Annotated in this window: 22 protein-coding genes and 1 tRNA gene; 11 read left to right on the forward strand and 12 right to left on the reverse strand. The window is 60.5% G+C overall.

Annotated elements, in window-relative coordinates:
• Nucleotides 1-2: 2 nt before the first annotated feature.
• Nucleotides 3-2,015 (reverse strand): type IV secretory system conjugative DNA transfer family protein, encoded by a 2,013-nt coding sequence (locus tag EPJ54_RS03755; protein WP_135210321.1) that lies wholly within the window; start codon nucleotides 2,013-2,015, stop codon nucleotides 3-5.
• 179 nt (nucleotides 2,016-2,194) lie between these two features.
• Between EPJ54_RS03755 and EPJ54_RS03760 the strand changes: the two genes are divergently transcribed.
• The gene (locus EPJ54_RS03760) at nucleotides 2,195-2,926 is read left to right on the forward strand and encodes a helix-turn-helix transcriptional regulator (protein ID WP_135210322.1); all 732 of its coding nucleotides are present in this window, start codon (nucleotides 2,195-2,197) and stop codon (nucleotides 2,924-2,926) included.
• 24 nt (nucleotides 2,927-2,950) lie between these two features.
• On the opposite strand, the gene EPJ54_RS03765 is transcribed toward EPJ54_RS03760, so the two are convergent.
• Nucleotides 2,951-3,421, reverse strand: coding sequence for a hypothetical protein (locus EPJ54_RS03765; RefSeq protein WP_135210323.1), 471 nt, complete (start codon nucleotides 3,419-3,421; stop codon nucleotides 2,951-2,953).
• Nucleotides 3,422-3,527: 106 nt separating this feature from the next.
• Here EPJ54_RS03765 and EPJ54_RS03770 point away from each other — a divergent pair, with 106 nt between their 5' ends.
• Nucleotides 3,528-3,770 carry a helix-turn-helix domain-containing protein gene (locus EPJ54_RS03770; protein ID WP_135210324.1) on the forward strand — a complete coding sequence of 81 codons (243 nt, stop codon included), beginning with the start codon at nucleotides 3,528-3,530 and terminating at the stop codon, nucleotides 3,768-3,770.
• A 151-nt stretch (nucleotides 3,771-3,921) separates the two neighbouring features.
• Nucleotides 3,922-4,254 carry a hypothetical protein gene (locus EPJ54_RS03775; protein WP_135210325.1) on the forward strand — a complete coding sequence of 111 codons (333 nt, stop codon included), beginning with the start codon at nucleotides 3,922-3,924 and terminating at the stop codon, nucleotides 4,252-4,254.
• A gap of 23 nt (nucleotides 4,255-4,277) precedes the next feature.
• Here EPJ54_RS03775 and EPJ54_RS03780 read toward each other — a convergent pair whose 3' ends face one another.
• On the reverse strand, nucleotides 4,278-4,565 hold the full coding sequence (locus EPJ54_RS03780) for a helix-turn-helix domain-containing protein (protein ID WP_135210326.1): 288 nt from the start codon (nucleotides 4,563-4,565) through the stop codon (nucleotides 4,278-4,280).
• 396 nt (nucleotides 4,566-4,961) lie between these two features.
• Here EPJ54_RS03780 and EPJ54_RS19710 point away from each other — a divergent pair, with 396 nt between their 5' ends.
• Nucleotides 4,962-5,303 (forward strand): single-stranded DNA-binding protein, encoded by a 342-nt coding sequence (locus tag EPJ54_RS19710; RefSeq protein WP_167755562.1) that lies wholly within the window; start codon nucleotides 4,962-4,964, stop codon nucleotides 5,301-5,303.
• Nucleotides 5,304-5,406: 103 nt separating this feature from the next.
• Nucleotides 5,407-6,375 carry an ArdC family protein gene (locus tag EPJ54_RS03790; protein ID WP_135210328.1) on the forward strand — a complete coding sequence of 323 codons (969 nt, stop codon included), beginning with the start codon at nucleotides 5,407-5,409 and terminating at the stop codon, nucleotides 6,373-6,375.
• Between the two features lie 185 nt (nucleotides 6,376-6,560).
• Here the strand turns inward: EPJ54_RS03790 and EPJ54_RS03795 are convergent, their stop codons facing one another.
• Together EPJ54_RS03795 and EPJ54_RS03800 are read right to left on the reverse strand one after the other, a co-directional pair.
• Nucleotides 6,561-8,549 (reverse strand): dynamin family protein, encoded by a 1,989-nt coding sequence (locus tag EPJ54_RS03795; protein ID WP_167755563.1) that lies wholly within the window; start codon nucleotides 8,547-8,549, stop codon nucleotides 6,561-6,563.
• Nucleotides 8,550-8,633: 84 nt separating this feature from the next.
• Nucleotides 8,634-10,595 (reverse strand): dynamin family protein, encoded by a 1,962-nt coding sequence (locus EPJ54_RS03800; RefSeq protein WP_135210330.1) that lies wholly within the window; start codon nucleotides 10,593-10,595, stop codon nucleotides 8,634-8,636.
• A 93-nt stretch (nucleotides 10,596-10,688) separates the two neighbouring features.
• On the opposite strand from EPJ54_RS03800, the gene EPJ54_RS03805 reads away from it, so the two are divergent.
• Nucleotides 10,689-11,924 (forward strand): SUMF1/EgtB/PvdO family nonheme iron enzyme, encoded by a 1,236-nt coding sequence (locus tag EPJ54_RS03805; RefSeq protein WP_167755564.1) that lies wholly within the window; start codon nucleotides 10,689-10,691, stop codon nucleotides 11,922-11,924.
• Nucleotides 11,925-12,063: 139 nt separating this feature from the next.
• Here the strand turns inward: EPJ54_RS03805 and EPJ54_RS03810 are convergent, their stop codons facing one another.
• Both EPJ54_RS03810 and EPJ54_RS03815 read right to left on the reverse strand, forming a co-directional pair.
• A complete protein-coding gene (locus EPJ54_RS03810; protein WP_135210332.1) occupies nucleotides 12,064-12,489 on the reverse strand; it encodes a DoxX family protein in 426 nt (141 codons plus the stop codon).
• A 198-nt stretch (nucleotides 12,490-12,687) separates the two neighbouring features.
• The gene (locus tag EPJ54_RS03815) at nucleotides 12,688-13,071 is read right to left on the reverse strand and encodes a VOC family protein (protein WP_135210333.1); all 384 of its coding nucleotides are present in this window, start codon (nucleotides 13,069-13,071) and stop codon (nucleotides 12,688-12,690) included.
• Between the two features lie 236 nt (nucleotides 13,072-13,307).
• Here EPJ54_RS03815 and EPJ54_RS03820 point away from each other — a divergent pair, with 236 nt between their 5' ends.
• Nucleotides 13,308-14,432, forward strand: coding sequence for an acyltransferase family protein (locus EPJ54_RS03820; RefSeq protein WP_135210334.1), 1,125 nt, complete (start codon nucleotides 13,308-13,310; stop codon nucleotides 14,430-14,432).
• Between the two features lie 203 nt (nucleotides 14,433-14,635).
• On the opposite strand, the gene EPJ54_RS03825 is transcribed toward EPJ54_RS03820, so the two are convergent.
• The 4 genes from EPJ54_RS03825 to EPJ54_RS03840 all read right to left on the reverse strand — a co-directional run bounded on the left by EPJ54_RS03825 (nucleotide 14,636) and on the right by EPJ54_RS03840 (nucleotide 18,122).
• A complete protein-coding gene (locus EPJ54_RS03825; RefSeq protein WP_135210335.1) occupies nucleotides 14,636-14,917 on the reverse strand; it encodes a hypothetical protein in 282 nt (93 codons plus the stop codon).
• Nucleotides 14,918-15,495: 578 nt separating this feature from the next.
• Complete coding sequence (locus EPJ54_RS03830; RefSeq protein WP_135210336.1) at nucleotides 15,496-15,723, reverse strand: hypothetical protein; 228 nt, start codon at nucleotides 15,721-15,723, stop codon at nucleotides 15,496-15,498.
• Nucleotides 15,724-15,930: 207 nt separating this feature from the next.
• Nucleotides 15,931-17,238, reverse strand: a complete 1,308-nt coding sequence (locus tag EPJ54_RS03835) for a hypothetical protein (protein WP_135210337.1) — start codon at nucleotides 17,236-17,238, stop codon at nucleotides 15,931-15,933.
• A 173-nt stretch (nucleotides 17,239-17,411) separates the two neighbouring features.
• Complete coding sequence (locus EPJ54_RS03840; RefSeq protein WP_135210338.1) at nucleotides 17,412-18,122, reverse strand: hypothetical protein; 711 nt, start codon at nucleotides 18,120-18,122, stop codon at nucleotides 17,412-17,414.
• A 190-nt stretch (nucleotides 18,123-18,312) separates the two neighbouring features.
• On the opposite strand from EPJ54_RS03840, the gene EPJ54_RS03845 reads away from it, so the two are divergent.
• The 4 genes from EPJ54_RS03845 to EPJ54_RS03860 all read left to right on the forward strand — a co-directional run bounded on the left by EPJ54_RS03845 (nucleotide 18,313) and on the right by EPJ54_RS03860 (nucleotide 21,132).
• Nucleotides 18,313-18,828, forward strand: coding sequence for a S26 family signal peptidase (locus tag EPJ54_RS03845; RefSeq protein WP_135210339.1), 516 nt, complete (start codon nucleotides 18,313-18,315; stop codon nucleotides 18,826-18,828).
• Nucleotides 18,829-19,233: 405 nt separating this feature from the next.
• A complete protein-coding gene (locus EPJ54_RS03850; protein ID WP_135210340.1) occupies nucleotides 19,234-20,343 on the forward strand; it encodes a relaxase/mobilization nuclease domain-containing protein in 1,110 nt (369 codons plus the stop codon).
• Nucleotides 20,344-20,489: 146 nt separating this feature from the next.
• Complete coding sequence (locus EPJ54_RS03855; RefSeq protein ID WP_135210341.1) at nucleotides 20,490-20,735, forward strand: hypothetical protein; 246 nt, start codon at nucleotides 20,490-20,492, stop codon at nucleotides 20,733-20,735.
• Between the two features lie 103 nt (nucleotides 20,736-20,838).
• Entirely contained in the window at nucleotides 20,839-21,132 is a 294-nt protein-coding gene (locus tag EPJ54_RS03860; RefSeq protein WP_135210342.1) for a hypothetical protein, read from the forward strand.
• Between the two features lie 1,258 nt (nucleotides 21,133-22,390).
• On the opposite strand, the gene EPJ54_RS03865 is transcribed toward EPJ54_RS03860, so the two are convergent.
• Nucleotides 22,391-22,467: transfer RNA gene (locus EPJ54_RS03865), tRNA-Asp, on the reverse strand.
• Nucleotides 22,468-22,513: the final 46 nt, after the last annotated feature.

The raw sequence follows: 22,513 nt of genomic DNA on the forward strand, positions 1-22,513 counted from the left end.
AGTTACACTCCTGTCGCGCGCGAGCGCTTGGGCGGCTCGCTGTCTTGCGTCTTGGGGTCTGTCGCCTGCGGCGAACGCAGGCCAGCCAGCACCAGTTGGGAAATCGTCGGCGATGTCGGCGCCGACTCGGCGTCCTCATCTTGCTTGAACAAATCCGATTGGGCGGTCGGCTGCGCCGCAGGCGTCAGCACTGCGCGGTGCTCGATCTTGGCCTTTGCACGCGGCTTGGCTGTGGGTGGAAGTCGCCCCAATAGGCGGATGTCTTCCCAGTCATGCGCCGCCGTCAGTCTCTCCGCCTTCGGCGCTGGCGGGCGCAGACGCTTGGCAAAGAGACGCTCCTGATCAAAGCGCAGCTTCTTGGCGCGGATGGGCTTGGCGCCGGCGACGAAGATGAGTTCTTCATCGCGCGCCAAGGCCCGCACATTGGCCGGCAACAACAAAGGCCGACGCTCTTCGCGGTAGGTGATCGTGCCCTTGCGTGCGCCCAGCACGGCGCGCGGGCGCTGTTCACTTTCGTGCGGGCGCACTTCCCATACTTCGCCCGCCATGTCGGCGATGCGCTTGGCCGTTTCGGGATCCGATGCCGAGAACGCCGTGACGATATGGGCGTTATCGAGGATGACATTGTCGCGGCCATAGGCGCTGATGATGTGATTGAGCGATTGGCAGACGAGGTAGATTTTCACCCCGTAGCCCGCCATCGCGCCCATCATCTTCTCAAAGAAGTCGAGCCGGCCGAGTTGAGGAAATTCATCGAGCAGCATCAGCAGCCGATGCTTCTTCTCCCGCCCCATACCATCGCGGGTTTGATCCTCCATCAAGGCGCGCGCGGCGATATTGATGAAGAGCCGCATCAGCGGCATCAGACGCGGCGCATCCGAAGGCGGCGGCTGCAGGTAGAGCGTGACCGGCTGATCGAGACACATCAGATCGCCAATACGGAAATCAGAGCGCGCGGTTTTGTCGGCCACCACAGGATCGGCGAACATGCCGAAAAAGGATTCCGCCGTCGCCTTGATGCCTGAACGCAGCCGCTCTTCGCTGGCGAGATAGGATTGGGCCGCGTGCAGCACCTCGGGATGCACTTCGGCCAGGCCCGTCTCCGGATTGAAACGATGCAGACTCGTGCGCATCTCTTCGGCGGTGGCGTCGAGGTCACGCAGCTTTTCGCGCACCCGCGCCAAAGTCTTCTGCGCAACCGGCTCGCTATAGAGCACGTGCACGATGATGCCGGTGATGATCTCCTTGCCTTTGTTGTTCCAGAAGAGCTCGGCGCCGCGTGTCTCTCCTTGAGGATGCACCAGGGCTTCAACAATATTCTGGATGTCGCGGATCTCATTCAATCCGCGCCGCACTTCAAACAATGGATTGAAGCAATTGGAGTTTGGATCGGTGGGCGCAAAGCGCAGCACCGGACCTAGTCGTGCGCGCAACCCCGAAGTGCCCGGAAAGCCATGGCGCGGATCGCCATGATCGAGTTCGCCCTTGATATCGAGCACCAGGGCCGATGCGTTCCAGGCGAGCAAGGTCGGGACCACTTGGCCCCTGCCCTTGCCCGAACGCGAGGCGCCGATGAGCAGCTGATGCTCTGGACCATCGAAGGCGATGATCTCGCCGTCGATCTTACCGAGGATCGTGCCGCCCTTGGCAAAGAGCCCAGCAGCTTCAATGTCAGCGAAGCTCGCCCACGCAGCCTCGCCAAAGGGACGCAGCGCATGCGCGCGTCGAAGCGTCAGCGCTGGCGCCACAAACGCCAAGACAAGCCCCGCTCCGCCCATGAGCCGTGCGATTGCAAAGGGACGCGGATAATCTGCACCCCATGCGCGTTCCCACTGAAGCCACGCCCAAGGCGCGTAGATCCGCCCGCCGCCTAAAGTGAACGCATCGCCAAGGGCTGGCTGATAGCGAAAGATGTGCGCGAGCGTTTGTGTTGCGCCCACTGAGCCCAGCACGCCCACACACAGCATGAAGAGAGACATCTGCACGACTTGCTTGGTGGTGAATTGCATCGCCATGCGGACAATCTGCGCCCGCTGCGAAAGCCGCTTCGAGTCATTGCAACCATCACAGCAAACACGCGACCGCTCATGGCCGCTGGTTCGCGAGAATCGTCACCAGGATTGGGTGAATCCACTCGTCTGGGCACACAACCGGAGGTGTGATAGGCTCGGAGAAGGTTGAAGCTGGAGGGCCGATGCAGTCCGCGCCTTTGATCGACGACGCCGTGCTGGATTTCGCACAAGCCTGCGAAGCCGCAGCCTCATTGCCAGAACTCGAACGCGTCTGGGACGCCCGGATGCGCGCGCTCGGCTTTGCTTACGCGGCCCTCGGCGGGCACGCCGATCCGCTGCATCCTGATCGGGCGACCTATGTCTTCTGCAATTATCCGAGAGAATGGGTCAGCCATTATTCGACCCAACGCTATTTCTTGATCGACCCCGTCTATCGGGCCGTCGAAACCGGCGCGTCGGACTTTCTCTGGCATGATCCGGACTTCTATCAGGGCCTGCCCTGGCGCCAGCGCCGCATCCTCGCGGAAGCGCGTGAGTGCGGGCTTCGCTTTGGTCGCACGCATGCACTGGCGCCAACGCTCTTTCTCGCCGCCTCTTCGTCGCTGGTCACAGATTGTGTGGATGTCGATCCGGCCGCGTACGCCACGGCCAAACTCGCCAATGTCATCACCCACCATCGTGCAGCCCTTCTGTGCGCGCCGCCGCTTGCCCCCACGCCGAAACTGTCGATCCGCGAGCGCCAATGTCTGCAATTGAGCGCGCGCGGCCGCACCGATGGTGAAATCGCGCGCGACCTCGGCATCTCGGTCGCCACCGTCCGCCGGCATATCGAGTCCGTCAGACTTCGCTTCCGCGTCTCCAGCAGAGTGCAAGCAGCCGTCAGAGCGGTGCTGAGCGGGCAGATTGAGCCCTAGACGCAGCCAAACAGATGACGGGGTTCAGCTGGCGCCAACACCCGCGATCGACGCCCAGACCGCCTTGTCGTCATCTCGGTCCATCATCGCCAAGTCACCCAAGCGGAGCGCGTCGCAATAGGCGGAGAACGCCAACATCTGGTCGGCATCGATGAAACCGGGCGGGCGCCCCCATGCGCTGTAGCGCCGCCAGGCAATCAGTTTGAGTGCGACCGCGCGCCAGGAGCTTGCCTGATGCAGGGTCAGCGCCCGCACATTGGCATCGATCTTCCAATCGAGCGCTTCGGCGCGCGCGGCCAGCGCCTCGCGCCGTGCGCTCACGCCCTCACGCGGGGCCGCTTCAATGCCTGGCACACGCGCATAGGCCGCATCCGACAGACGCTGCAGCCGCAGAAATTGAACCAGAAGTTCGGCGCATCGCGCGTCATCCGAGGCGATCGTTGCGGGACCGATCACATCTGGTTCGGCTTGAATAAGGGCGCGACGCATGGTCATGAATCCGTCCCATCGGAATCACGCGGGCCAACCGCAGGCAGAGTAAATGATTTTCATCAACGTGACAGGAAATCATCTACCTGTCAACAGGAATGAATGAGCACCCATGGTCACGCCGCTGCAATTGAGGCTCGCGCGCATCGCCATCGGCTGGAGTGCTGCGGATCTGGCAGCCGCGTCCAAGGTCAGTGAATCCACCATTCGCCGCTTTGAGACCGGCAATGGCGAAATGTACGAAAACAATATGGAGCGCCTGCGCGCCGTACTTGAGCGCAAAGGCATCATCTTCTTGGGCTCAGGCGACACCACCGATGGCGGCCCCGGCATCAGGCTGAAGAAGAAGAGCTGAACGCCCGGCGCTTTGATTTCGGAATTTGGTCGACTACCGATCGCGGAGCGCTTCGGACGCAATTGCGCTGAAGCTCACAGTGGAATTGGCGCATCAATCTGGTGACGCATGGGTTTGCCTGCCCTGGCTGAGTTTCCTAGAGTGACGCCGCATGGGGTCGCGTGGGGACGCGACCGTGATCTATTGGAACGACAAAGAGCGTGGCTATCCGATCGGTCTCGAAAGCGGGACCAAGGGGATCTGGATAAGCTGCACGGCCTGCAAGCACAGCGATAAATGGCTTTGGGGGCGCGTCGCGCAAACCTGGCGCACAGGCACCTACACGCGCGATCTCACCCGCTCGCTCAAATGTTCACGATGCGGCGCAAAAGAAGCCTGCGTGATGGCGTGGGCCTGGGGGCCGTTGGAAAATCCCCTCGAGGCTGACCGCCAGGACCTGGCCTCGAAGGAAATAGTGCGCCGGCGCCTACCTGAAGACGACTAAAATCGGCGCGCAATCTCCAACGCTCATGCGTCGTTGGGCAAGAGATCGGTTACTTTGCACTCCAGTGTGCGCGCAACCCGCATCAGCGTGCTTGCAGCAACGCGATTGACGCCCTTTTCGTATTTCTGAATCTGCTGGAACGTGATCCCAAGCGCCTCGGCGAGGCGCATTTGCGAAACACCGATCGCCAGACGGCGTTCGCGGATGAGCGCACCGATTTTTGCATCGACAGAGCCCGCTGTGCGCGGCCCGAGAGATCGCGTCTTCGCTGCGGGTTTCGCCTTTGCCTGCTTCTTATTTGCTTTAGCCACAGCGCGTTCTTCTCCGTCCCCAAGCCATTGATCTGATGCGCGCCCGGCGTGAAGCAACCCTACGCTGCAACAGAAAACCTTCGACCCAAGTCACCCCAAGTTGCGGCGGCAAGCACTTCAGGTCTTACGTCTGGAATTGGTACGTGCGCCGCAGACCGGATGCGCAACGCGGACTTCTGCCGTTTCTCCCAACCGCACGCACCCGCCGACGCCGACGGTCCTTCCCGCTTCAGTGAGCGCGCATCGCATGTGGGCGGAGGCTGGCAAGGGGCAAGCCTTTGGTCGTGTCCCACGACCCCTTGCCAGCCTCCTCATGCCCACAAGCGCCCGCATCACCATCGCGGGCGAGGCCCGCAGCGCCAGCCGGAGCTCTCCGGCGCTTCGGGAGAAATCCTCATGTTCTGCTTCACCGCCAACGGCCGTATCGGCTCGATCAACCAATACAAGAACAACACCGTCTCGATCTCTCTCGCCGCCGATCGGCTCGTCGAAGGCCGCGATGGCCAATTCACCGCCACTGAATGGATCCGCTGCGTGTCATTCGACGCTGACCTCAACAAGCGTCTGCTGACCGACCTCGACAAAGGGCAGAGCGTGACCCTCCAAGGCCGCCTCGTTCCGCGCGTGCGCGACAAGACCGCCGACAAGAAAGTCTACGAGACCACGCTCGAGATCACGGGCTTCCAACGCGGCGAAAAGCCGAAGGCTCAGTCCGCGCGAGCCCCCGCCGAAGCTTAAGCGCAGCGTTACGGCCGCGCACGAGCGCGGCCGTTCCACCTCCTCACTCTCTCAACATCGCGCGTGATCGCGAAGGCACACGCGCGCCAGCAGGACAGATCCGATGACCAAGTCGAACGCTCTCAAGACGTCCACGCCGCAACGATCGGCGCACGACGCCCTCACTCACGTCACAGCCGAAATCACACGACTGCTGGAGAAAGGCGTGATGCCCTGGCGCGCGCCGTGGGATCGCAATCGCGCTCTGGCCGCCACGCCTGGGCTGCCGCTGCGATGCAATGGCGAACCTTATCGAGGCGCCAACGTGCCGCTGCTCTGGGCAGCACAAATCGCGCGTGGCCATGCCAAGCGCACTTGGCTGACCTATCGCCAGGCGCTCGCACTTGGTGGTCAGGTCCGCAAGGGCGAGAAAGCCTGCCCTGTGGTCTATTATGGCCAGGCGACGGCCAAGCATGGCTCGGGCGATTATGCGGAAACCAGCGCCGGCAACGGCGAGACCCGCCGCTACCGCTTTCTCAAGCTCTTTCATGTTTTCAACGTGGAGCAGATCGACAAACTTCCGACCGGCTTCGGCGCCGAGATCGCGCCCAAGGCGCCTCCGCAAACGGTGCTCGATGCTTGGATTGCGCGCTCAGGCGCGAAGGTTCGAGTCGGCGGCGCCATGGCCTATTATTCGCCAGCGACCGATACGATCCACATGCCGCCACTTGAAGCCTTCGTCAGTGCTGAACAGGAGACGGCAACAAGGCTCCACGAACTCATCCACTTCACCGGCCACCCCTCCCGCCTCAATCGGCTGCAGGATTATGCCGTTGATCCGCGCGCGAGGAGTCGTGAGGAACTCACGGCCGAAATTGGCAGCGCCATGCTGGGGGCGATGATCGGCTTGCCGCCGGACCATCTGGAAGATCACGCCGCCTATTGCGCGAGCTGGCTCAATGTCATCCGCGATGAACCGCGCGCTTTCTTGTCCGCGGGCGCCAAAGCGCAGGCGGCTATCGATTGGCTCACAGCCAAGGCCGGCCCCCCAGAAGACGTGCCGAGCTTGTCGGACCCCGCGAGATCGCCATAAGACTGAAAGGAAGCTGCTGAGCGGCGCGCCGCCGTTCGTCCTGATCCGGTATGGCAGCTCGCATTCGGTTACGCTCGCGAACGCGCGCCGTCGAATGACGCGCACTGTCGGGCGCGAACACCGACATGTTTGGAGCGGCCCCGCTCCTTGAGCCGTCATTTCACAGTTCGCCAGGCAGAACGCACCTAGATGCCTTCACTTACAACCAATTGATGCGACAGCTTGAAGGCGCGCGAGGCGATTTCCTGCAATTCAGCATGCAGCGCGCGCGACGCGACTTGATCGCGCTCCTTGGACTGGCGACTTCGGGAATAAAGCTCGCGGGTTTCGTGCAGCTGCTGGGTGGTGTCATTGAGCTTTGCCTCGGAGGCTTCAGACACACTCTTACGGAACGCCTCAAACGCGCCAGTCGCCGCGTCCTGGAAATGAAGCGTCACGACATCGACGCCGAGGTCGCGCTCGATGTGCTTTCGCACCGTTTTGATCGCGTTTTCTTTGTAGTTCTGGACACGGGATTCCTGGAACAACGCGTCGCTGAGCCACCTGCCCGTGAAGATACTCGCCACGCCGACTAGGATGGCCACCGGGAAGACGAAGGCGGCGCCCAGACCAAGCGCTGCCGCACCCGCAAAGCCCAACACTGCAGTCCCGATTGAGGCGCCCAGTCCAACGCCGGCGCCCTTCCAACCGGCGCTTTGGTAACCACTCCAAATCCCTCCAAAACCCGACCAGACAGCTACTCCGGCGAGCACACCCTCTGTCACTTTGGTCGACTTGTCTTCTGTATCAAACTGCTGAAACCGTTTGCCCACTTCACTCATGAGAGATGAAAGCTGGACATCAAATGCGTTCAACCGAGCCGCTTCCCGGTTGATGGCGCCCTCAACCTCGCTTTGGAGCTCCATAGCAAAAGCGTCCATCACTTCCGAAGTGGTCTTCGTGACTAAGGCCTGAACTCTCTTATCCAAGGTTTTTCGGGCGTCACCCGACAGATTGTCATTGTCGATCGCCAAAGCCTGGATTGCGGCCTCCACAGCTTTCGGCAATTTGCTCATAAACAGCACACCCATATCGCCTGCGCGCTTGCGAATGACATTGCCCGCATCCACCATCGCCATGCGCTCTTGCGCCCAACGCTCGCGCGCCTTCTCAATCATCGTGGTGGATTCCGCCATCGCGCGATCGAAATCCTCGACTTCAAGGGTGAGTGCAGCCTCCCGCAAGGCCAGGGTTTCGAGAATATCACGTACGCTGGCTATGCAACGATTGAGCGGTACTTGCAGCATGATCACGCCGCGATGCTCGGTCAGAAACTTCTCCAATTGCAGCTCGAATTGAGGAAAACCACTGCGCTCCAGGCGTTGTGTATCACCCGATTTCTTGGCCTCGATAGCCTCGCGGGCGGAGAGTCCAAACACCTTCGGCGCGCCGATCTTGCGCAGATAGGTCTCATACTCATTGGAGTCCGCCCCGAACTGACGCTTCGCCCGCTCAAACACATTACGCTTGATCCGGCCTTCCACGCCCTCCAACAGCCGCTTGGCTTCATCGGGGCTGTTGAGGCGATCCAATCCATTTACGACGAAGATGACGCGCCCGAGATCCACGCTTAACAAGCGGTCCTCAAGAAACTCCCGCTCGAAATCGCTAAACGGCGATTGCGCCATTATGACCATGATAGCGGCGTCTACCTGCGGCAGCACGCCTAATGTCACTGCCGTCATCGCTTGATCCTCGTTCAGGCCGGGCGTGTCGATGACGTCGACATTGTTTTGGCAATAGGGCGAGGGGTAATAGACTGTCGCCTCCGCAAGCGTCGCTGCCACGGCCTCGGATTGCTCAGTCAATTTGGTGACGTAGCTCGGCAGGCTGTCGTACGGAATATCTTCAACACGGCCGTCCTTGTAGGTGACGGTGACGCGCTTCTCGATCGAATAGGTCACGCGATTAAGCGCCGCCGAACATGGCAAGACATCGGTTGGCAATACCGAAACACCGAGCAGCGCGTTAATGAAGGTGCTCTTGCCGCGCTTGAATTCGCCAACTACCGCGACCGCGAATTTGTTCTTTTCGAGCCGATCGAGCACAGATGCGATCTCTCGTGCGACACCGCTCAGCCCGAGCTCCAAGGCATGTTTGCGCAATGTGCGCAGATCAGTCGACAGATCGAGCACGACGCGCTGGTAGTCGATGAACGAGCCGGAGAACGAGGGTTCGATGGGCGCGGCTTGTTGTTCGCTCATAGCTAGCTAGACCTTTCAGAACGACGAAAACGGCCTCTCGGGCAACGCTGGCGTTGATGACGAAATCATGCTTCGCAGCGTTTCGCGCCGCCGACTGGCGCTGACGCGCGCCGCCTCGCAAAACTTCAGCGCGACGCTGACGCGCTCGGCGCCGCGCGCTCGTGATCCATTGAGCTGCTCGCGTTGCACGCGCAGCGCCCAAATGCGTTCTTTCGTCATCGCCTCGATCCTATCGACCGCGATCTGCGCCTTTGCGGAGATGCCGCGTGCGATCTCGATGCTCGCGGTTTTGATCCGCCCAGATAGATCGATTACGCTAAGCGTACCGCCGATCATCCCGTTGATGTGGCTTTTGTAGCCGGACCGGACCGTGGAGGCGACCTCGCTCGCCTGATTGCGCAAAGCGGAATCGTCCTTGCTAAACATGCCCCAGATTTCGCGCACCGTGCTGCTCGTTACGATCTGCCCGAGCGCGCTGCTCAAATGTGTTTCACCATCATAGCCGAAATCAAACCTCTCAATTGCGCTCGTAACATTGTCCAGTGAGGCGCCAATTGCCGCCGACACATCTGGGGCGGCCGGCGTAGGATCGCCCGGTGCTTCGCGTGTGAGATCTTGCGCCAACAGCCAATCAAGCCGCGCTGTCAAAGTGTTCAGCGCGAGCAGTTCTTCGCTCGTCCATTCCGTCGCACGTTTGTGGCCGGCGTTGACCACCGCTTCGAATTTTGCGGTGAGCGAAGGATGGACTTCGCGCCTGACCATTGCGTGGCGTGAGTCGGGATCGTTGATATAGGATTCAGAGAAATCAAGGCTTGATACTTTTGAGTCTGCGATCGACCTCAACGCGCTTTGCACGGCCTCGGCTTCCGCGCCCGCCACTTCCTGAAAATGTGACAGGCGTTTGGCGGCGTCGCTAAGCCAAGTGCGGGCATCGCGGCTCAGGCCATCCAACGCCGACTCAAGTGAAGCGAGGCGGGCTATGTCGGCCTGCTCTTGTTGTTCGATTTTGGCCTGCGCGGCGGCAGCGTGCTCGACAACGCCAGCAGCCAAGACCTCCAACGTTTCATTGGCCGCTTGCAGGCGCGCGACGCCGCTGTCGCGCACGATGAAGGTCTCCAGGGCGTCTTCAAGCGCTGCGACTCCGCTGCGCGCGAGCAGACCCGCATCCTTGTTTTGCTTGGCCAATAGAGCTTCGCGCGCAGAAATCCCATAGACGCGTGGCGTCGACTTCAGCACGGTGGCTGCCCGCTTGCCGATGCCTTCCAGCAGGCGCTGACGATCACCCTCATCGATCAGGTCAAGTTGATTGACCACGATGAAGATGCGGGTTTCATCGACGTGGTGCAGCAATTGCACCATCATATTCAGTTCGGACTGCGCCATCGGCGAGAGTGCGCTTGTCACCACAAGCGAAGCGTCGATCCTCGATAGCATGGCGACCGTGCGTTCCGTCATGGCCGCCTCATCGCCGAGGCCGGGGGTGTCCAGCAATTCAACATTGTTCAGACAGAGCCGCGTCGGGTAAGCGATGATGGCCTCGGCGATCGCCTCCGCACGGGCCGCCGACGCGTCACTCAACTTCGTGACATGGTTGGCGAGTGCTTCGATGGCGATGGTTTCGGTGCGACCATCGCGCAGTAGTAGCCGCGCATGCGGTTCGCGCCCATAGACCACGCGATTGATCGTCGCTGTCGCAGGCGCGATGTCGGCGGGCATGATCTCAGCGCCAAGCAAGGCATTCGCCAGCGTGGATTTTCCGCGCTTGAATTCGCCAACGAGTGCGACCACGAACGCGCCGCGCGCCAAATGCTCAAGCCGCTCTTCGGCCTTCTCTGCCAATTCGGTTTGATCGACAACGCGGGCATCGGCGCTCAGGCGCGATAGGTCCGCGGCGGTTCGGATCAGTTCGGCTTGAAAAGCCACATAATCCGCATGCGGCTGCGCGTCTTGAACGCGACCAGACCCGTCGTCCCCCACACTAGTTCTCCGCGCCTGTTGTTCTTGCCGCTTGCTCTAACTATAGTTGTGCACGCTGTGAGCGCAACTCGGTTCCGAGATGGGGCGGATGGAATGACGACGAAAGCGGATGGAATTTCTGAGGCCACGCTTATCTTCATTTCTTATCCGCGCGTCGAGCGGGAGCATGCCGTACAAATTCGTGACGCGATTGCGCGCAAAGGCTATCGAATTTTTTTCGACACCTCCGATCTCGACGCGGGCGATAGCTTTCCCGACATTATCGACAAAGCGCTGAAGGCAAGCGCGGTCGTTGTCGGATGCTGGTCGCCCCTCGCATTCACACGCCCATGGGTCATGAAAGAGCAATTACTGGCGCTCGACCTCGATATTTTGACGCCGGCAGCAATCAAGCCCGTAACCGGCCGCGACATTCGCGTCGACTTTCAGGGCATCGACTACGCGGATTTAACGTCCTTCGACGGCGCGGACTCGCACCCAGGCTTTGTCAAGCTCATGCGGGCGATCGAACGTAAAATTGCCTCAAGTCGGGATGATGCGCGTCTGCGACCGGGTTCTGAGTGGCGCGATACGCCGAACGCCGAAAGCACACTTGAGACCCCGCTCATGGTCACATTGCCCACGGGCGCCTTTACAATGGGCGCTCCACCGACGGAGGCAAAGTCGGATCACGCCGAACGTCCGCAGCATCGCGTGACGTTGGCTTATGCCTTCGCCCTTTCCAAGTATCCCATCACATTTCGACAATGGGACAGCGCACGCAGCGACGGCGCGGACCTGCCGCACGCAAACGATCAAGGCTGGGGCCGCGGCGACCGTCCGGTCATCAATGTGAGCTGGAACGACGCTCAGGCCTACATTGGCTGGCTCAATCACCGATCGGGGCTAACCGGTCGCTTCGGCTATAGGCTGCCGAGTGAGGCAGAGTGGGAATACGCCTGCCGCGCAGGCACGCAGACGCCCTTTTTTTTTGGCGCGTCGCTGTCCCCTACCCAAGCGGTGTTCGACGCAAGCGTTTCCTACGGCGATGCGCGCGCCGGCGCGGCGGTGGCCCATACCCAGCCCGTGGCGGATCAACCGAGCAACGGATTCGGCCTTGCCGGCATGCACGGCAACGTGTCTGAGTGGTGTGAAGATTGCTGGAACGGCAGCTATGTTGGTGCGCCCGACAATGGCGACGCCTGGCTCAGTGGCGAAAAAATGCAACGCGTGTCGCGCGGCGGTGCGTGGAATTTTATGGGTCACGTGCTGCGCTCGGCCGCACGTGATCGTAGCCCACCCAGCACGCGCATCAACTATCGCGGGTTTCGCGTTGCTCGAACATTCTGAGCCCCCCGCAGCAAGCTAGAAATCAAGGGGGCAAGTTTCCGCCGACGCCAAGCGGCAGGCGCTCAATTCCGTCTGGATCGCTCCTCCTCCAGTTTGCGCCGCGGCCCGTCGAACAAGCATATTTCTCGAATGGCGCGCTCTAAGCCGTTTTTCCACCAGCACTCGTGCTCCACCAGATGAGCCAAACGAGAACCGGCTGGAACGCCAGCCGAAGCCAAAGCCCAAGCACGCCGATTGCGGGGTAACGATTGGCGTCTAGCGCCATCCCAAGATTGGCGGGGGTGACGCAAACCGTCAGCGTCATGAGCGCCCATCCCATCGGTCGGCGGAATTCTGGCCGGATCACCAAGCAAAGGGCGCCGCCGATTTCACAAACCCCAGTGAATAGCACCATGAAACGGGCAAACGGCACATAGTCCGGCACGATTGCAACGAAGGCGTTCGTAAAAAGGAAGTGGCCAAGGCCGCCCAACGCGAACCAACCGACAATAAAGCTAAGGGCCAGCGTGCGCAAAAATGGATGATCAGGTTTGAAGGTCGCCTTTGGAAATTTCGCGTCGGCCATCCCGACACCGTACGCCCTCACGCGCTCGCGCACAGCGCACTTGCAAACAATAGACGCTACCGGCTGCTCTGGCCCACGACCCCCACCGCGCGACACTTCATCAATGGCGTGGTCCAACCCCATGCGGTCAGCGACCAATAGCGCCGTTGGTCACATTCCTTTAGTGGCGGCCGGCCATCGCCGATACCAGACGCCCGACTAATCGCCCTTGATTAAGCTTGAGGGCCAGCCGACGCGAACCAAGAGGCCGTCGGGGCCGGTGATGCCGACTTCATACATGCCCCATTCACGGTGCCGGAGAATGCCGCCGGGACGGATGATCAAATCATCGACACGCGCCGCGATGGCATCGACATGCGGTGTGCGAATGAAGACTCCGAAGGGGTTGTTTTCCGCAGGCACGCGCCAGGGTCCCTTGCCTGCTTGGGTCAGATGCACCTCGCAGCCCCAGCCGGTCATGATGACGTATTGATGGTCGCCACCGGTGCGCGCAAAGCCCAAGCGCTCCCAGAAGGGGATTGCGGCAAGCAACTCGTTGCTGGGCACGATAGCAAACGCGCCGACAGGCGTTGGCTCAGACATTCTTCGCTCCCAAGTCGCGCGCACTCGTATCTAGGCGCTTCGAGCCGTTGTCACTCGATCGCTGGAAAAGGGACAGCGCCAGGCCAATCGCAACCTTTCTCGAGTGACCGTCGCGCCGCAATCCTGCCGTTGGCCCCCTGCTCGTCAATTCGGCTCACGATCGCCGAGGGACGCCATTGGTCCCCTCAGTGCTCTTTGTCACAGATGGGGCGGCGTCTGCACGGTAGCATTTCGGCATGGACAAAGAGCGGTTTGTCACTTTGGACGGCCTACGTGGAGTCGCGGCGTTGGCGGTGCTGTTGGGCCATGCGTTCAAGACAGACTCCGCAGAGCGCGTGAATGAGGTGCTGCCGTTTAGCTACTTGGCGGTCGATCTTTTCTTCATGCTGAGCGGCTTCGTGATCGCGCACGCCTACGAGCACAAGCTGCGCGACGGCATGGGGCTCTGGACGTTCCTGCGCGTGCGCTTCATTCGACTAGCGCCACTGCATGTGCTCGGCACGGCGCTAGGACTCGCTCTTATTCTCTACGGCGTCTGGCGCGGGTGGCATGACTACCCAATTGCAGGCCTGCTTCTCAGCTTCGGCCTGTCAGTGTTCTTCATTCCAACACCGCCAGGGATCATTCCTCAGAACACCCTGCTCTTTCCGCTCAACGCACCGGCCTGGTCGCTGTTCTTCGAGATGGCGGCAAATATCGTTTTCGCGCTTCTCGCGCCGACACTGACAACGGCCCGGTTGGCCTCCATCGTCGCGCTCGGTGCGATTGCAATTGCCGCCATTCCGCTGACTGGAAGTGATGCATCCGGCGGCCCAATCTATGCGGGAATATTTGCGGGAAGCGCGCGCGTTGTCTTCGCCTTCTTCGCCGGCGCCCTTCTCTTCCGCCTGCATCGCTCTGGCGCGACGTCTAAGCTTCGAATGCCGGCGCTCCCGCTGCTGATCATCTTGGGTGCGGTGCTGCTATGGCGGCCGCCGACGTGGCTCGTCGATGTGTATTTCTACGCATCTGTCTTTGTCCTGTTTCCGTTGTTGATCGCCGTCGGCGCGCAGTCTGCGTCGCGCGGCTTCACCAGCGTCATCGCCGACATGCTCGGACGAAGCTCGTACGCGGTGTACATCGTCCAAGCGCCGCTGCTGTTGTTCTTCAATCTGATTGTTATCAAGCTCTACGGCGAACCGCTTGGCGCGTTTGGCTGGCCCGCCGTTCTGGTATCTTCCGCGCTGGTCGTGGTTATCGCGCTTGCGCTTGATCGCTTCTATGACGGACCAGTTCGCGCCTTTCTCTCGAAGTTCAGCAAGCGACGCGGCCTCTTTGTGGTTAGCGGCGGCGGCGACGGAAAGTCACAACATAGTCCGTAATATCTCCCGCAGCCGCGTCGCTCGCAGACATGCCCTCCCACCAGAAAGGCCATTGGCTGCGCATCGACTCCGCGCTCGCGCCTGCTGCGTTGAAGAAAAAGAGCATTACTTACCCTCGCCCATCTTTTTCTGGCGGTAGCGCTTCCGCCGCCATGCCATCCTTGACGGTCTCGTCAACCTCTTTCTGTCGCCGGCGGCGGACGCTAGACCGACGCGCGGCGCAGGTCAGTGCTGCAATGCGGACAGCGATCGGGACTGCGCCCGGCCTTACGCGTCTCCCACCCCGTCGTTGGCAGCACGTGCTTGCCGCACGATGCGCAGCGCGTGTCCATGTAGATGCTGAACGCAATGTAGAAGGCTATGAATAGGCCGATTACGACCAGCCCTTGATATGGAAAGCGCTGAAGCCCGACTATAATCACGGCGACGAACAAGACACCTTGGATCGCCTTCCAAGACTCCAAACGCTTGCGAACAGACTGCACGTGGTGCCTCCCCGCGAGCGTTATCGCCGACTGCGCCGAATGTCTCAATTGGGCCAGCACCAGGCCAATCGTAATGTTTGTCGAGTGGCTTAGTCGCTCAAGTCCAGCCGTTCCCGCCCTGCCCGGCAAATCGGCTCACGATCGCCGATCGCGGACGATGATGCTTCAGGTCTGCATATCAAACGTTGTCAGGAACTCGCTTATCTCCGGGTCAGAGGCCTGCCAAGCGTTTCCGCGCTCTTCAAACATTGTCACAACCCCAAGAAGCTCGATCGGCCCTTCGCCGGAAAAGCTCTGATTCCCTTTACTGGCAGTCCAAACATCTTGCGAAGGGTGAGCGCGAATGTGGCGCTCAACTGTGTAGCCACGCGAACGAAGGACCAACCATGCTGGTGCTTCGACATTGCCTGCTGCCATGATGTGCATGGCACTGAGACTAAACGAGACGCTTACCGAAGCAATGTCCGCTTCGGGCCAGACGCGCGCCGTTCAACATTTTTTCCGAATGGCTGGCGCGCTCCAAACCTGCCGATGGCGCCCTGCCCGTCAACTGGGCGCACGCTCGCCGTGAGCGGACGCTAGAGGACCTCGCCTCGAATGGCTCTGGCGACCAAAGACGCACCAAGCACGAAAAATACGAAGGCAATGAGATACAGCGCAAACAGCGATGGCCGATAGTCGTTGCCAAAATGCTTGAGGTAAATTTCGCGGATTCTTTCTCGAAAATCGGCACGCAACGCAACAAAGCCGAACGCCAAGAGGATGCACAGAAGTCCCACAGCGGCGGTGCCGACCCGATCAAGCATGGCCCATCCTAACCGCAGCGAACTCAGAAGTGCAGACCACTCCTGTGTCTGCTCCGGGCCAAGCGACGCGCCATTGGTGAAATTTTTCGAGTGGCCGCCTCGCTCCAATCGAGCCTTTGCCGCCCTGCTCGTCAATTCGGCTCACGATCGCCGTAGAAAGTCATTCGCGGGCAAGTCCCGGTGCTAGCGGACCCTTATGCGACAAGGTCAGTTGGCATGAAGCGCGTATACCTGCACCACGCCACTACTTCCCCAAACAACAAGCGTTTCAGACACGGCATCGATCGCGCAATTCACATATGGCTCGTCCGCGAACAATCGAGCCGCAAATGGTCGAATGGCCCATGCACGTGCGAGAACTACTCGGTTCAACTGCCGGCCATGCGCCTGCACCTCACAATGGATAGGACCTGCCTCTTGAGCGTACCGCGTTTGGGCCTGAGCATTGTCGCCAAACCACATGTCTCTCGGGTCTAGCCACGCCGGATCCAAATATGATCGCTCGCTTCGCTGCGGCGATCGGGAAAACGCAAATGTCCGAAACCCATGGAGCTGGTTGACCGGCGCTTCGATCCCATCGCGAAATACCTGCCACTGCACGCCAACCGGAATCAGGCCCCCGCTCCTAGCGAAGGCTCCACTGACACGGATGGGCAAATCCACGTGCTCCATGAGGTCTATTCCCGTTATCGTCCCATCCTCTTCCCACCTCACCAGCGTGTTAACGCGATACGGTGGACGTCCAGACTCGCGATCAACAGATGCAATCACCGTTGTTGAATTGCGCGCAAACATCGCCGATCTGAAGTCACGGTAGCCCGACGACATTCCTGCAAATGGCAGATTTGAGGCGTGCAATACCCGGTGCAATGTGCGGCGCTCAACATCGATGACTACCGCAACTCGCTCGCCCTCGATGTCCGCTGTGACCACCATGAGGTTGCCCACATCAGAGACATTCATTCCGCGAGCAGGGTGAAATTGCGCGTCCTGAAGAGAGGTCGTCGCTCCATCATTGGCAACGATGAGCTGCGAACTCGGTGCCCAATCCTTTGAAACGAAGATGGGCAACTGAAGCCCTTGTGCCGTTTGGGTCGCTCGCCCTTCGCAGAGGAAAACAACACTACCTCTTGGACCATCGACATGCATTGTGGGCGGGGCAAACCCGCGCGGCTCCGGACAGCGCGGATATTCGAGCGATGGGGCGCTGGCACCGTCGCTCTCACCGTTGAGTAAATCTTGCACGTGGAGTAGTCGGAGCGCTCCGCTACAGCGCACGACCAAGGACGCTCCATCATTGGCGATTGGATTGTGGGGCGCCGGGCTGCAGCCACTTAGCGTAAACCTGCCGACCGGGCGTGCGACTTCTGAAAACGCCGTTTCCAAGGCGTCAACGGCTTCATGTTGCTCAGCGACAGAATCTGAAACCGGCGCTGCAAAAGTGGCGAACGCGAGCATAACGACAGCGACCATGCCTTGGCGAACCAATCCCAACGCGCCAGTCCATTGCCACATTTCGATTATCCGCCGTGCACTGGCGATCACTATACGCAACGAATTTCCAAATGTCTCGATTGGGCCAGCCCCGCGCCATCTGTGAAATTTTTCGAGCGACCGGCGCGCTCAAAACACTCGTCAATTCGGCGCACGATCGCCGCGGCCATCGAGAATGTCTAGCTTCGACGCAATCACGGCAGGATTTCCGCCCGCAAAGTGCTTTCGCTCGTGGGTGACAACCGGATTACGTTTTGTCCCATACGAAACGATGTTGAACCGTTCGCAGCCCGATCATATGCAACTGTCTCCAACCAGTGGATCGCTCCGTTGACGCGCAACCCTTTTCTCAGGCGAACTTCAGCCCTTCTCCAGCGATCGAACACGTAGACCATCTCCATGTCCGGAAAATCTTCGACCGCCGAGGGATCATCGATGACTTCTGGCGCTTCCTCCAGCGCGCGGTTTCGCTCCAAGGCGAACCCGGTGTAGGCGCTGCCCACCAATGTTATCGCAGTGCCGGAGCTACGCGTCTGGAAGCAGACCGTCCGCAGCGCTTCATGCCAATCATGCACAGCGCACCAGACTTCGCCGACGCCCTCAAATCTACCAGAGAAGACCGGTGTACCGGCAGGAATAGACGAATTGCCGGAGTAAAAATTGAGGCTCGGGCGCCCAGTCACAGTATTGGTAACTCGCCCCGTTCGAGCGTAGCGGGCCGGCATCGCGAAAACCACCTCGCCTTCTTCGACTTCCCCTTCATTCACTTGCAGACTGTTCGAATTCACGATGATGCCGGAGCGCGGTGAAGCGCTCTCTGGCAGCGTCTGTGCGACGCCAAGTGGCGCGAAACAACACCAGCCGACGATAGCAACCAAGGCCCAAGTGCTTGCCTTTAGAAACATCCGAATTCCTGTTTCAAAGTGGCTGAACAATGCGGTTCAGGCAGCACAATCGGGCGTACGTCTGACAAAGTCGAGTGTCTCGAAAGGGCCACGGACGGTCTCCCCGACATATTCCTACCGATGACCGCAATTGAGCGCATCCCTGCCACGCTCTGGCAACAGCGTGAGGTGACGGGCAATATGGATCGACATGTCACGACCCGGCCCTGCGCTTCGCACGCCCTTAAAGCGAGGTCTCCTCGTTGTGGCGCTGATCGCCGGCGTCTTCTCTGTGATCACGGCGTGGCGCGCCCAACGCGTGCTTATCTACAATCCCTCTGACAGCGTTCCTTCTGGCTTCTATCTACGCTCGGACGTCCCCCTGGCGATCGGCAGCTTTGTGACCGTAGCCGCGATCGATGTCGCACCCGAGTACACTGCCTTGCGTGGCTATGACGATCGCTCTGACTTCTTCTTGAAGCGGGTCACAGCCATCGCGGGTCAACAGGTTTGCGCCGACGACCAGGTGCTCTCGATTGACGGCGTGCAGGTCGCGGTTCGTAGCACACACGATGAACAGGGCCGCGCATTGCCGACATGGGAGGGCTGCAGAACACTTGTTGAGGGCGAAGTGTTTCTGCTCGGGGACACCGACGATTCCTTCGACGGGCGTTACTGGGGCCCAACGCCGGTGTCATTGATCGAAGCAGCGTGGCGTCCACTCTGATCGCACCTAGCTTGCGAAGTGCTTCACGTATGACTGCGATCTCAGCCATGCCTTTTGCAAATAAGCGCCACGACAGAGTTCGCTGGTATCTACGTGCTGTGTTTTCTTGTGTGTTTGTCAGCGCATCTTTTGGGCGAACACAGATGCGTAGAAGCGCGAAAAACAATACACTCGCAGCATGACGGGACATCAAAAGGTTGTTTCGCAAGATAAAGGCGCGGGCCGTGCCCGCGCAAACCGCTTACGCGCAAAGAACTTTTTGCGGGCCGCGTTGATTGGTGCGGGCCGCGCGACAGGCCGCGAGCAAACACGATGAGCACAAGCTTCGATCGTCTTTTGCAATCATCGTTTCTGGCGATGCCAGCCATCGGCGTCGATCAATTGCGTGTTGATCGTTCGATTCGCATGACGCGTCCCGACCAAGACACATTGGTCGGGAGATTAGGTAAGGGCCAAAGCGGGCGTGGTGGATCTGGCGCCGCGCAGAAGCTGATCGACAAACTCAGCAAGCGCCTGAAGGCGAAAGCTCCTCGTTCGCAAAAATTCTCATCGTCCGGTTTCTCCGGATCCGCCGCGTTCGATGCTCGCCAACGCGCCGTGGCGAAGATCCATTATTTCAGCCATGCCGGCGGTGGCGCGGCTGCGCTCAAGGCTCATGGCAAATATGTTGCGCGCGACGCCGCGGCCCGCGACGGCCCGTCCTCGACGCTCGAGGCAGATGAGAGTGCATCGGACACAGAAAAGAAGCCCAGCGTGGTGCGAACCCATGCCGACTATCTGGAGCGCGGCGGCGAGCGCGGCGCCTTCTACGACGCCAACCAAGATGCGGTGGATGGCGGCGCGCGTCTGGAAGCGTGGGCGCAATCAGATCGCCGGCACTTCCGCATCATTCTAAGTGCGGAGGAAGCGCAGCGGCTCCAAGATCTGCCCGGCTACACCCGTGAAGTCATGGCGCGGGCTGGAGCGGCCCTCGACACCAAGCTGAGCTGGGTGGCGGTGGATCATCACGACACGGACAATGCCCATACCCACATCATCGTTCGCGGCCGTCGCGCTAACGGCCAGGACCTCGTCCTCCCGCGCGACTTCATCAAGCACGGATTCCGCGGCATCGCCCGCGATGTGGCTACCGAATGGCTGGGCAACCGTACCCCTGAACACGAGCGGATGGCGCTCGACCGTGACGCGCGCCGGCATGGACCAACACGCCTTGACCGCATGATCGAGGCGCAAGCGCCGGACCAGAAAGTCCGCGTGGCCGAGATTTGCGCACCCAATGATGACCCGCACCTCACGCGGGCCTTAAAGGCCCGCGTGCAGGAACTGGAGCGCATGGGCCTGGCAAAGCCGGTCGGACGCGGCGTCTTTCAGTTTACGCCGGACTGGCGCGATCGCCTCAACGCCATGGAACTTCATCTCGACATCAGAAAGCGGGTGATGCGAGAGCGTGTGGAGCGCGGGCTGGCGCAGCACCAGGCGGTTCGAGAGATAAGAAAAGGCCTGCTCGATCGCTGAACTTGAAGAATGGGCTCGGCGCTGCCAGATTCTTTGCAGAAGCCCTTGTTCGCCCTGTGTGCGCAGGAAGTGACTGGATCCCGCTAGGCCGGGATCGGCACATGTTCGGGCCAATGCTGTGACGCCTACCCCTCGGAGGCGTCGTCATGCTGTTTATGTCGCTTATTATCATCGTCGCACTGGGACTGGTTTTTGAACTCGCATCCCGGGTCGTGGCCTTCGCGCTCTTGTGGATGGCGCCAATCCTGGTGGCATTAGCGGCGATGCAGATCGCGCTGACCTTGCACCCGGATGATCCAGGGCGAGTATTTCTCGCGTTTGTGTGCGCCGCCTTCGTCACCCGGTGTATGATCGGCTGTCTCGCCGTCGTCGCAGGGAGATTGATGCGATGATTCCCGCGTCAAGAGTCCTGATTGGTGCCGCTTGTTGCCCGTCGCAGCCGCACCTGAATGAGGGCATTATCGTTCAAAGCCCACTCTCTACGAGGGCTAACTCATGTCGATCGAACATTTTACTGAAGGTCGCATCTTTTCTGCGATTGATCAGGAAGACCAATCGCTCGATCATCACCGCCGAGTGCGCCGCCCCAAACGGCCATCGGTGAAAGCGATGATCAAAGCCGCCAAGGCGGCGGGACTTGAGATCGCATCGATCGAATGCAGCGAAGACGGCGTCCGGTTGATTTGCGGAACTCAAGCCGCCAGCGCCGATACTGACGAAAGCCAATTGGACCAGCAGATGACCGAGCAGATGGGCGTTGCGCGACTGGGCGGACGCAAACGGAGGTGAGCGGTATGACCGCGATCAACATCCCCTTCTACGTCGTCAAAAGAAACAATCGCGCTTACTGGCAGCCACAAGCCGCACTTCGAAAGCTCGGCTTTCAATCCGTGCCGCTGGGTCCCGATGGCCCCGACGCCTGGGAGAAGGCGCGCAAACTGAACCTCGAGGCCGAGCGCGCGCGCCTGAACGGCGATGGGCCTGGGCCGCAGTCAATCTATCCGGTCGGCACCCTTGGCGACTTCTTTGAGCGCTACCAGCGCACCGAGGCTTGGAAAGCCAAGGAGGGAAAGAGCCAGGAAGACTACCACCGGGTCTGGCCGGTGATTGACACAGCCGAGGTCGATGGACGCCGGCTGGCGCTAAAGCGCCTGACAAAGATATCCACAGCCGACAGCGAGGGCTTTCATCGCCAGCTCCATAACGCTGCCGAGCGCGGCGAATGCAGCGCTTCCCACCGCTACCGGGTGCTCAAGATTTGGAGGGCGCTGCTCAATGCAGCGGCCTCCTACCAGCTCATCGCCAAGGCTCCGATCGGCCGCGTGCCCAATCCTCAGCCGGCGGGACGGAGCGGGATATTCCTCGCCTCCGAGATCCGAGCGCTCCAGCAAGGCGCTGAGGCGCGCGGGCGCTGGGGTTTAGCGCTCGGCATCGGGATTGCCTATGACACCGGCCTCTCGCCCGTGGATGTGCGTTCAATCGCGCTCAGAAACGTCCTGGGCACCGGCAAGGAGCGCTGGATCGAGACAAGCCGCAAAAAGACCAAGCGGGCGATGAAACACGCCCTGTCGGCGGATACGTGCGCCCGGCTCGACCGCTATCTCGCTCGCGCCGCAGCCGAGGGCGTGGAGCTGGGCCAGGACGATCAGTTGCTTAGGCAGCCGGATGGCTGGCGGCCTTATGTCAAAGACCGCTGGGAGCGCCATTTCCGGCTAACACGGGAGGAAATCATGCCCGGCGACACCCGTGTCATGCTGGACATCCGCCGGACGGCCAATGTCGAGGCCGATATCGGCGGCATGAGCCGCGAGGATCGGGCCGAACTCCTGGCCAACAATCTGGATAAGTCGGCCTTCCTGGAAGCGACCTACACGCCTTCGACGGTGGTGAAGTCGCGCCAATCGCTCTCAAAGCGCGCGAAGGCGCAGGCGCTTATCGAGGCTGAAGCTAAGGGCAAAAATCGTGGCGCGATGGAACATCGCTCTAGAAATCCGATGGAACGTGAGGCCGTTCCATCACCAATTTCCCAGGAAGTCCTTGGAAAATATGGCGCGAGTGACGGGGCTCGAACCCGCGACCTCCGGCGTGACAGGCCGGCGCTCTAACCAACTGAGCTACACCCGCGTCTCTTCGCGAGAGGCGCGGAATTAGGCCAACCCGTTCGGGCGGT

Source organism: Vitreimonas flagellata (genome assembly GCF_004634425.1).
Classification (GTDB): domain Bacteria; phylum Pseudomonadota; class Alphaproteobacteria; order Caulobacterales; family Aquidulcibacteraceae; genus Vitreimonas; species Vitreimonas flagellata.

Bases quoted from the DNA above. Each gene is read 5' to 3' on its own strand.
- EPJ54_RS19710 (WP_167755562.1), top strand. From the start codon at position 4,962: ATGTTCTGCTTCACCGCCAACGGCCGTATCGGCTCGATCAACCAATAC.
- EPJ54_RS03850 (WP_135210340.1), top strand. From the start codon at position 19,234: ATGACGCGTCCCGACCAAGACACATTGGTCGGGAGATTAGGTAAGGGC.
- EPJ54_RS03775 (WP_135210325.1), top strand. From the start codon at position 3,922: ATGGGGTCGCGTGGGGACGCGACCGTGATCTATTGGAACGACAAAGAG.
- EPJ54_RS03840 (WP_135210338.1), bottom strand. From the start codon at position 18,122: ATGTTTCTAAAGGCAAGCACTTGGGCCTTGGTTGCTATCGTCGGCTGG.
- EPJ54_RS03845 (WP_135210339.1), top strand. From the start codon at position 18,313: ATGTCACGACCCGGCCCTGCGCTTCGCACGCCCTTAAAGCGAGGTCTC.
- EPJ54_RS03790 (WP_135210328.1), top strand. From the start codon at position 5,407: ATGACCAAGTCGAACGCTCTCAAGACGTCCACGCCGCAACGATCGGCG.
- EPJ54_RS03760 (WP_135210322.1), top strand. From the start codon at position 2,195: ATGCAGTCCGCGCCTTTGATCGACGACGCCGTGCTGGATTTCGCACAA.
- EPJ54_RS03805 (WP_167755564.1), top strand. From the start codon at position 10,689: ATGACGACGAAAGCGGATGGAATTTCTGAGGCCACGCTTATCTTCATT.
- EPJ54_RS03810 (WP_135210332.1), bottom strand. From the start codon at position 12,489: ATGGCCGACGCGAAATTTCCAAAGGCGACCTTCAAACCTGATCATCCA.
- EPJ54_RS03755 (WP_135210321.1), bottom strand. From the start codon at position 2,015: ATGGCGATGCAATTCACCACCAAGCAAGTCGTGCAGATGTCTCTCTTC.
- EPJ54_RS03860 (WP_135210342.1), top strand. From the start codon at position 20,839: ATGTCGATCGAACATTTTACTGAAGGTCGCATCTTTTCTGCGATTGAT.
- EPJ54_RS03855 (WP_135210341.1), top strand. From the start codon at position 20,490: ATGCTGTTTATGTCGCTTATTATCATCGTCGCACTGGGACTGGTTTTT.
- EPJ54_RS03835 (WP_135210337.1), bottom strand. From the start codon at position 17,238: ATGTGGCAATGGACTGGCGCGTTGGGATTGGTTCGCCAAGGCATGGTC.
- EPJ54_RS03830 (WP_135210336.1), bottom strand. From the start codon at position 15,723: ATGCTTGATCGGGTCGGCACCGCCGCTGTGGGACTTCTGTGCATCCTC.
- EPJ54_RS03820 (WP_135210334.1), top strand. From the start codon at position 13,308: ATGGACAAAGAGCGGTTTGTCACTTTGGACGGCCTACGTGGAGTCGCG.
- EPJ54_RS03815 (WP_135210333.1), bottom strand. From the start codon at position 13,071: ATGTCTGAGCCAACGCCTGTCGGCGCGTTTGCTATCGTGCCCAGCAAC.
- EPJ54_RS03765 (WP_135210323.1), bottom strand. From the start codon at position 3,421: ATGACCATGCGTCGCGCCCTTATTCAAGCCGAACCAGATGTGATCGGT.
- EPJ54_RS03770 (WP_135210324.1), top strand. From the start codon at position 3,528: ATGGTCACGCCGCTGCAATTGAGGCTCGCGCGCATCGCCATCGGCTGG.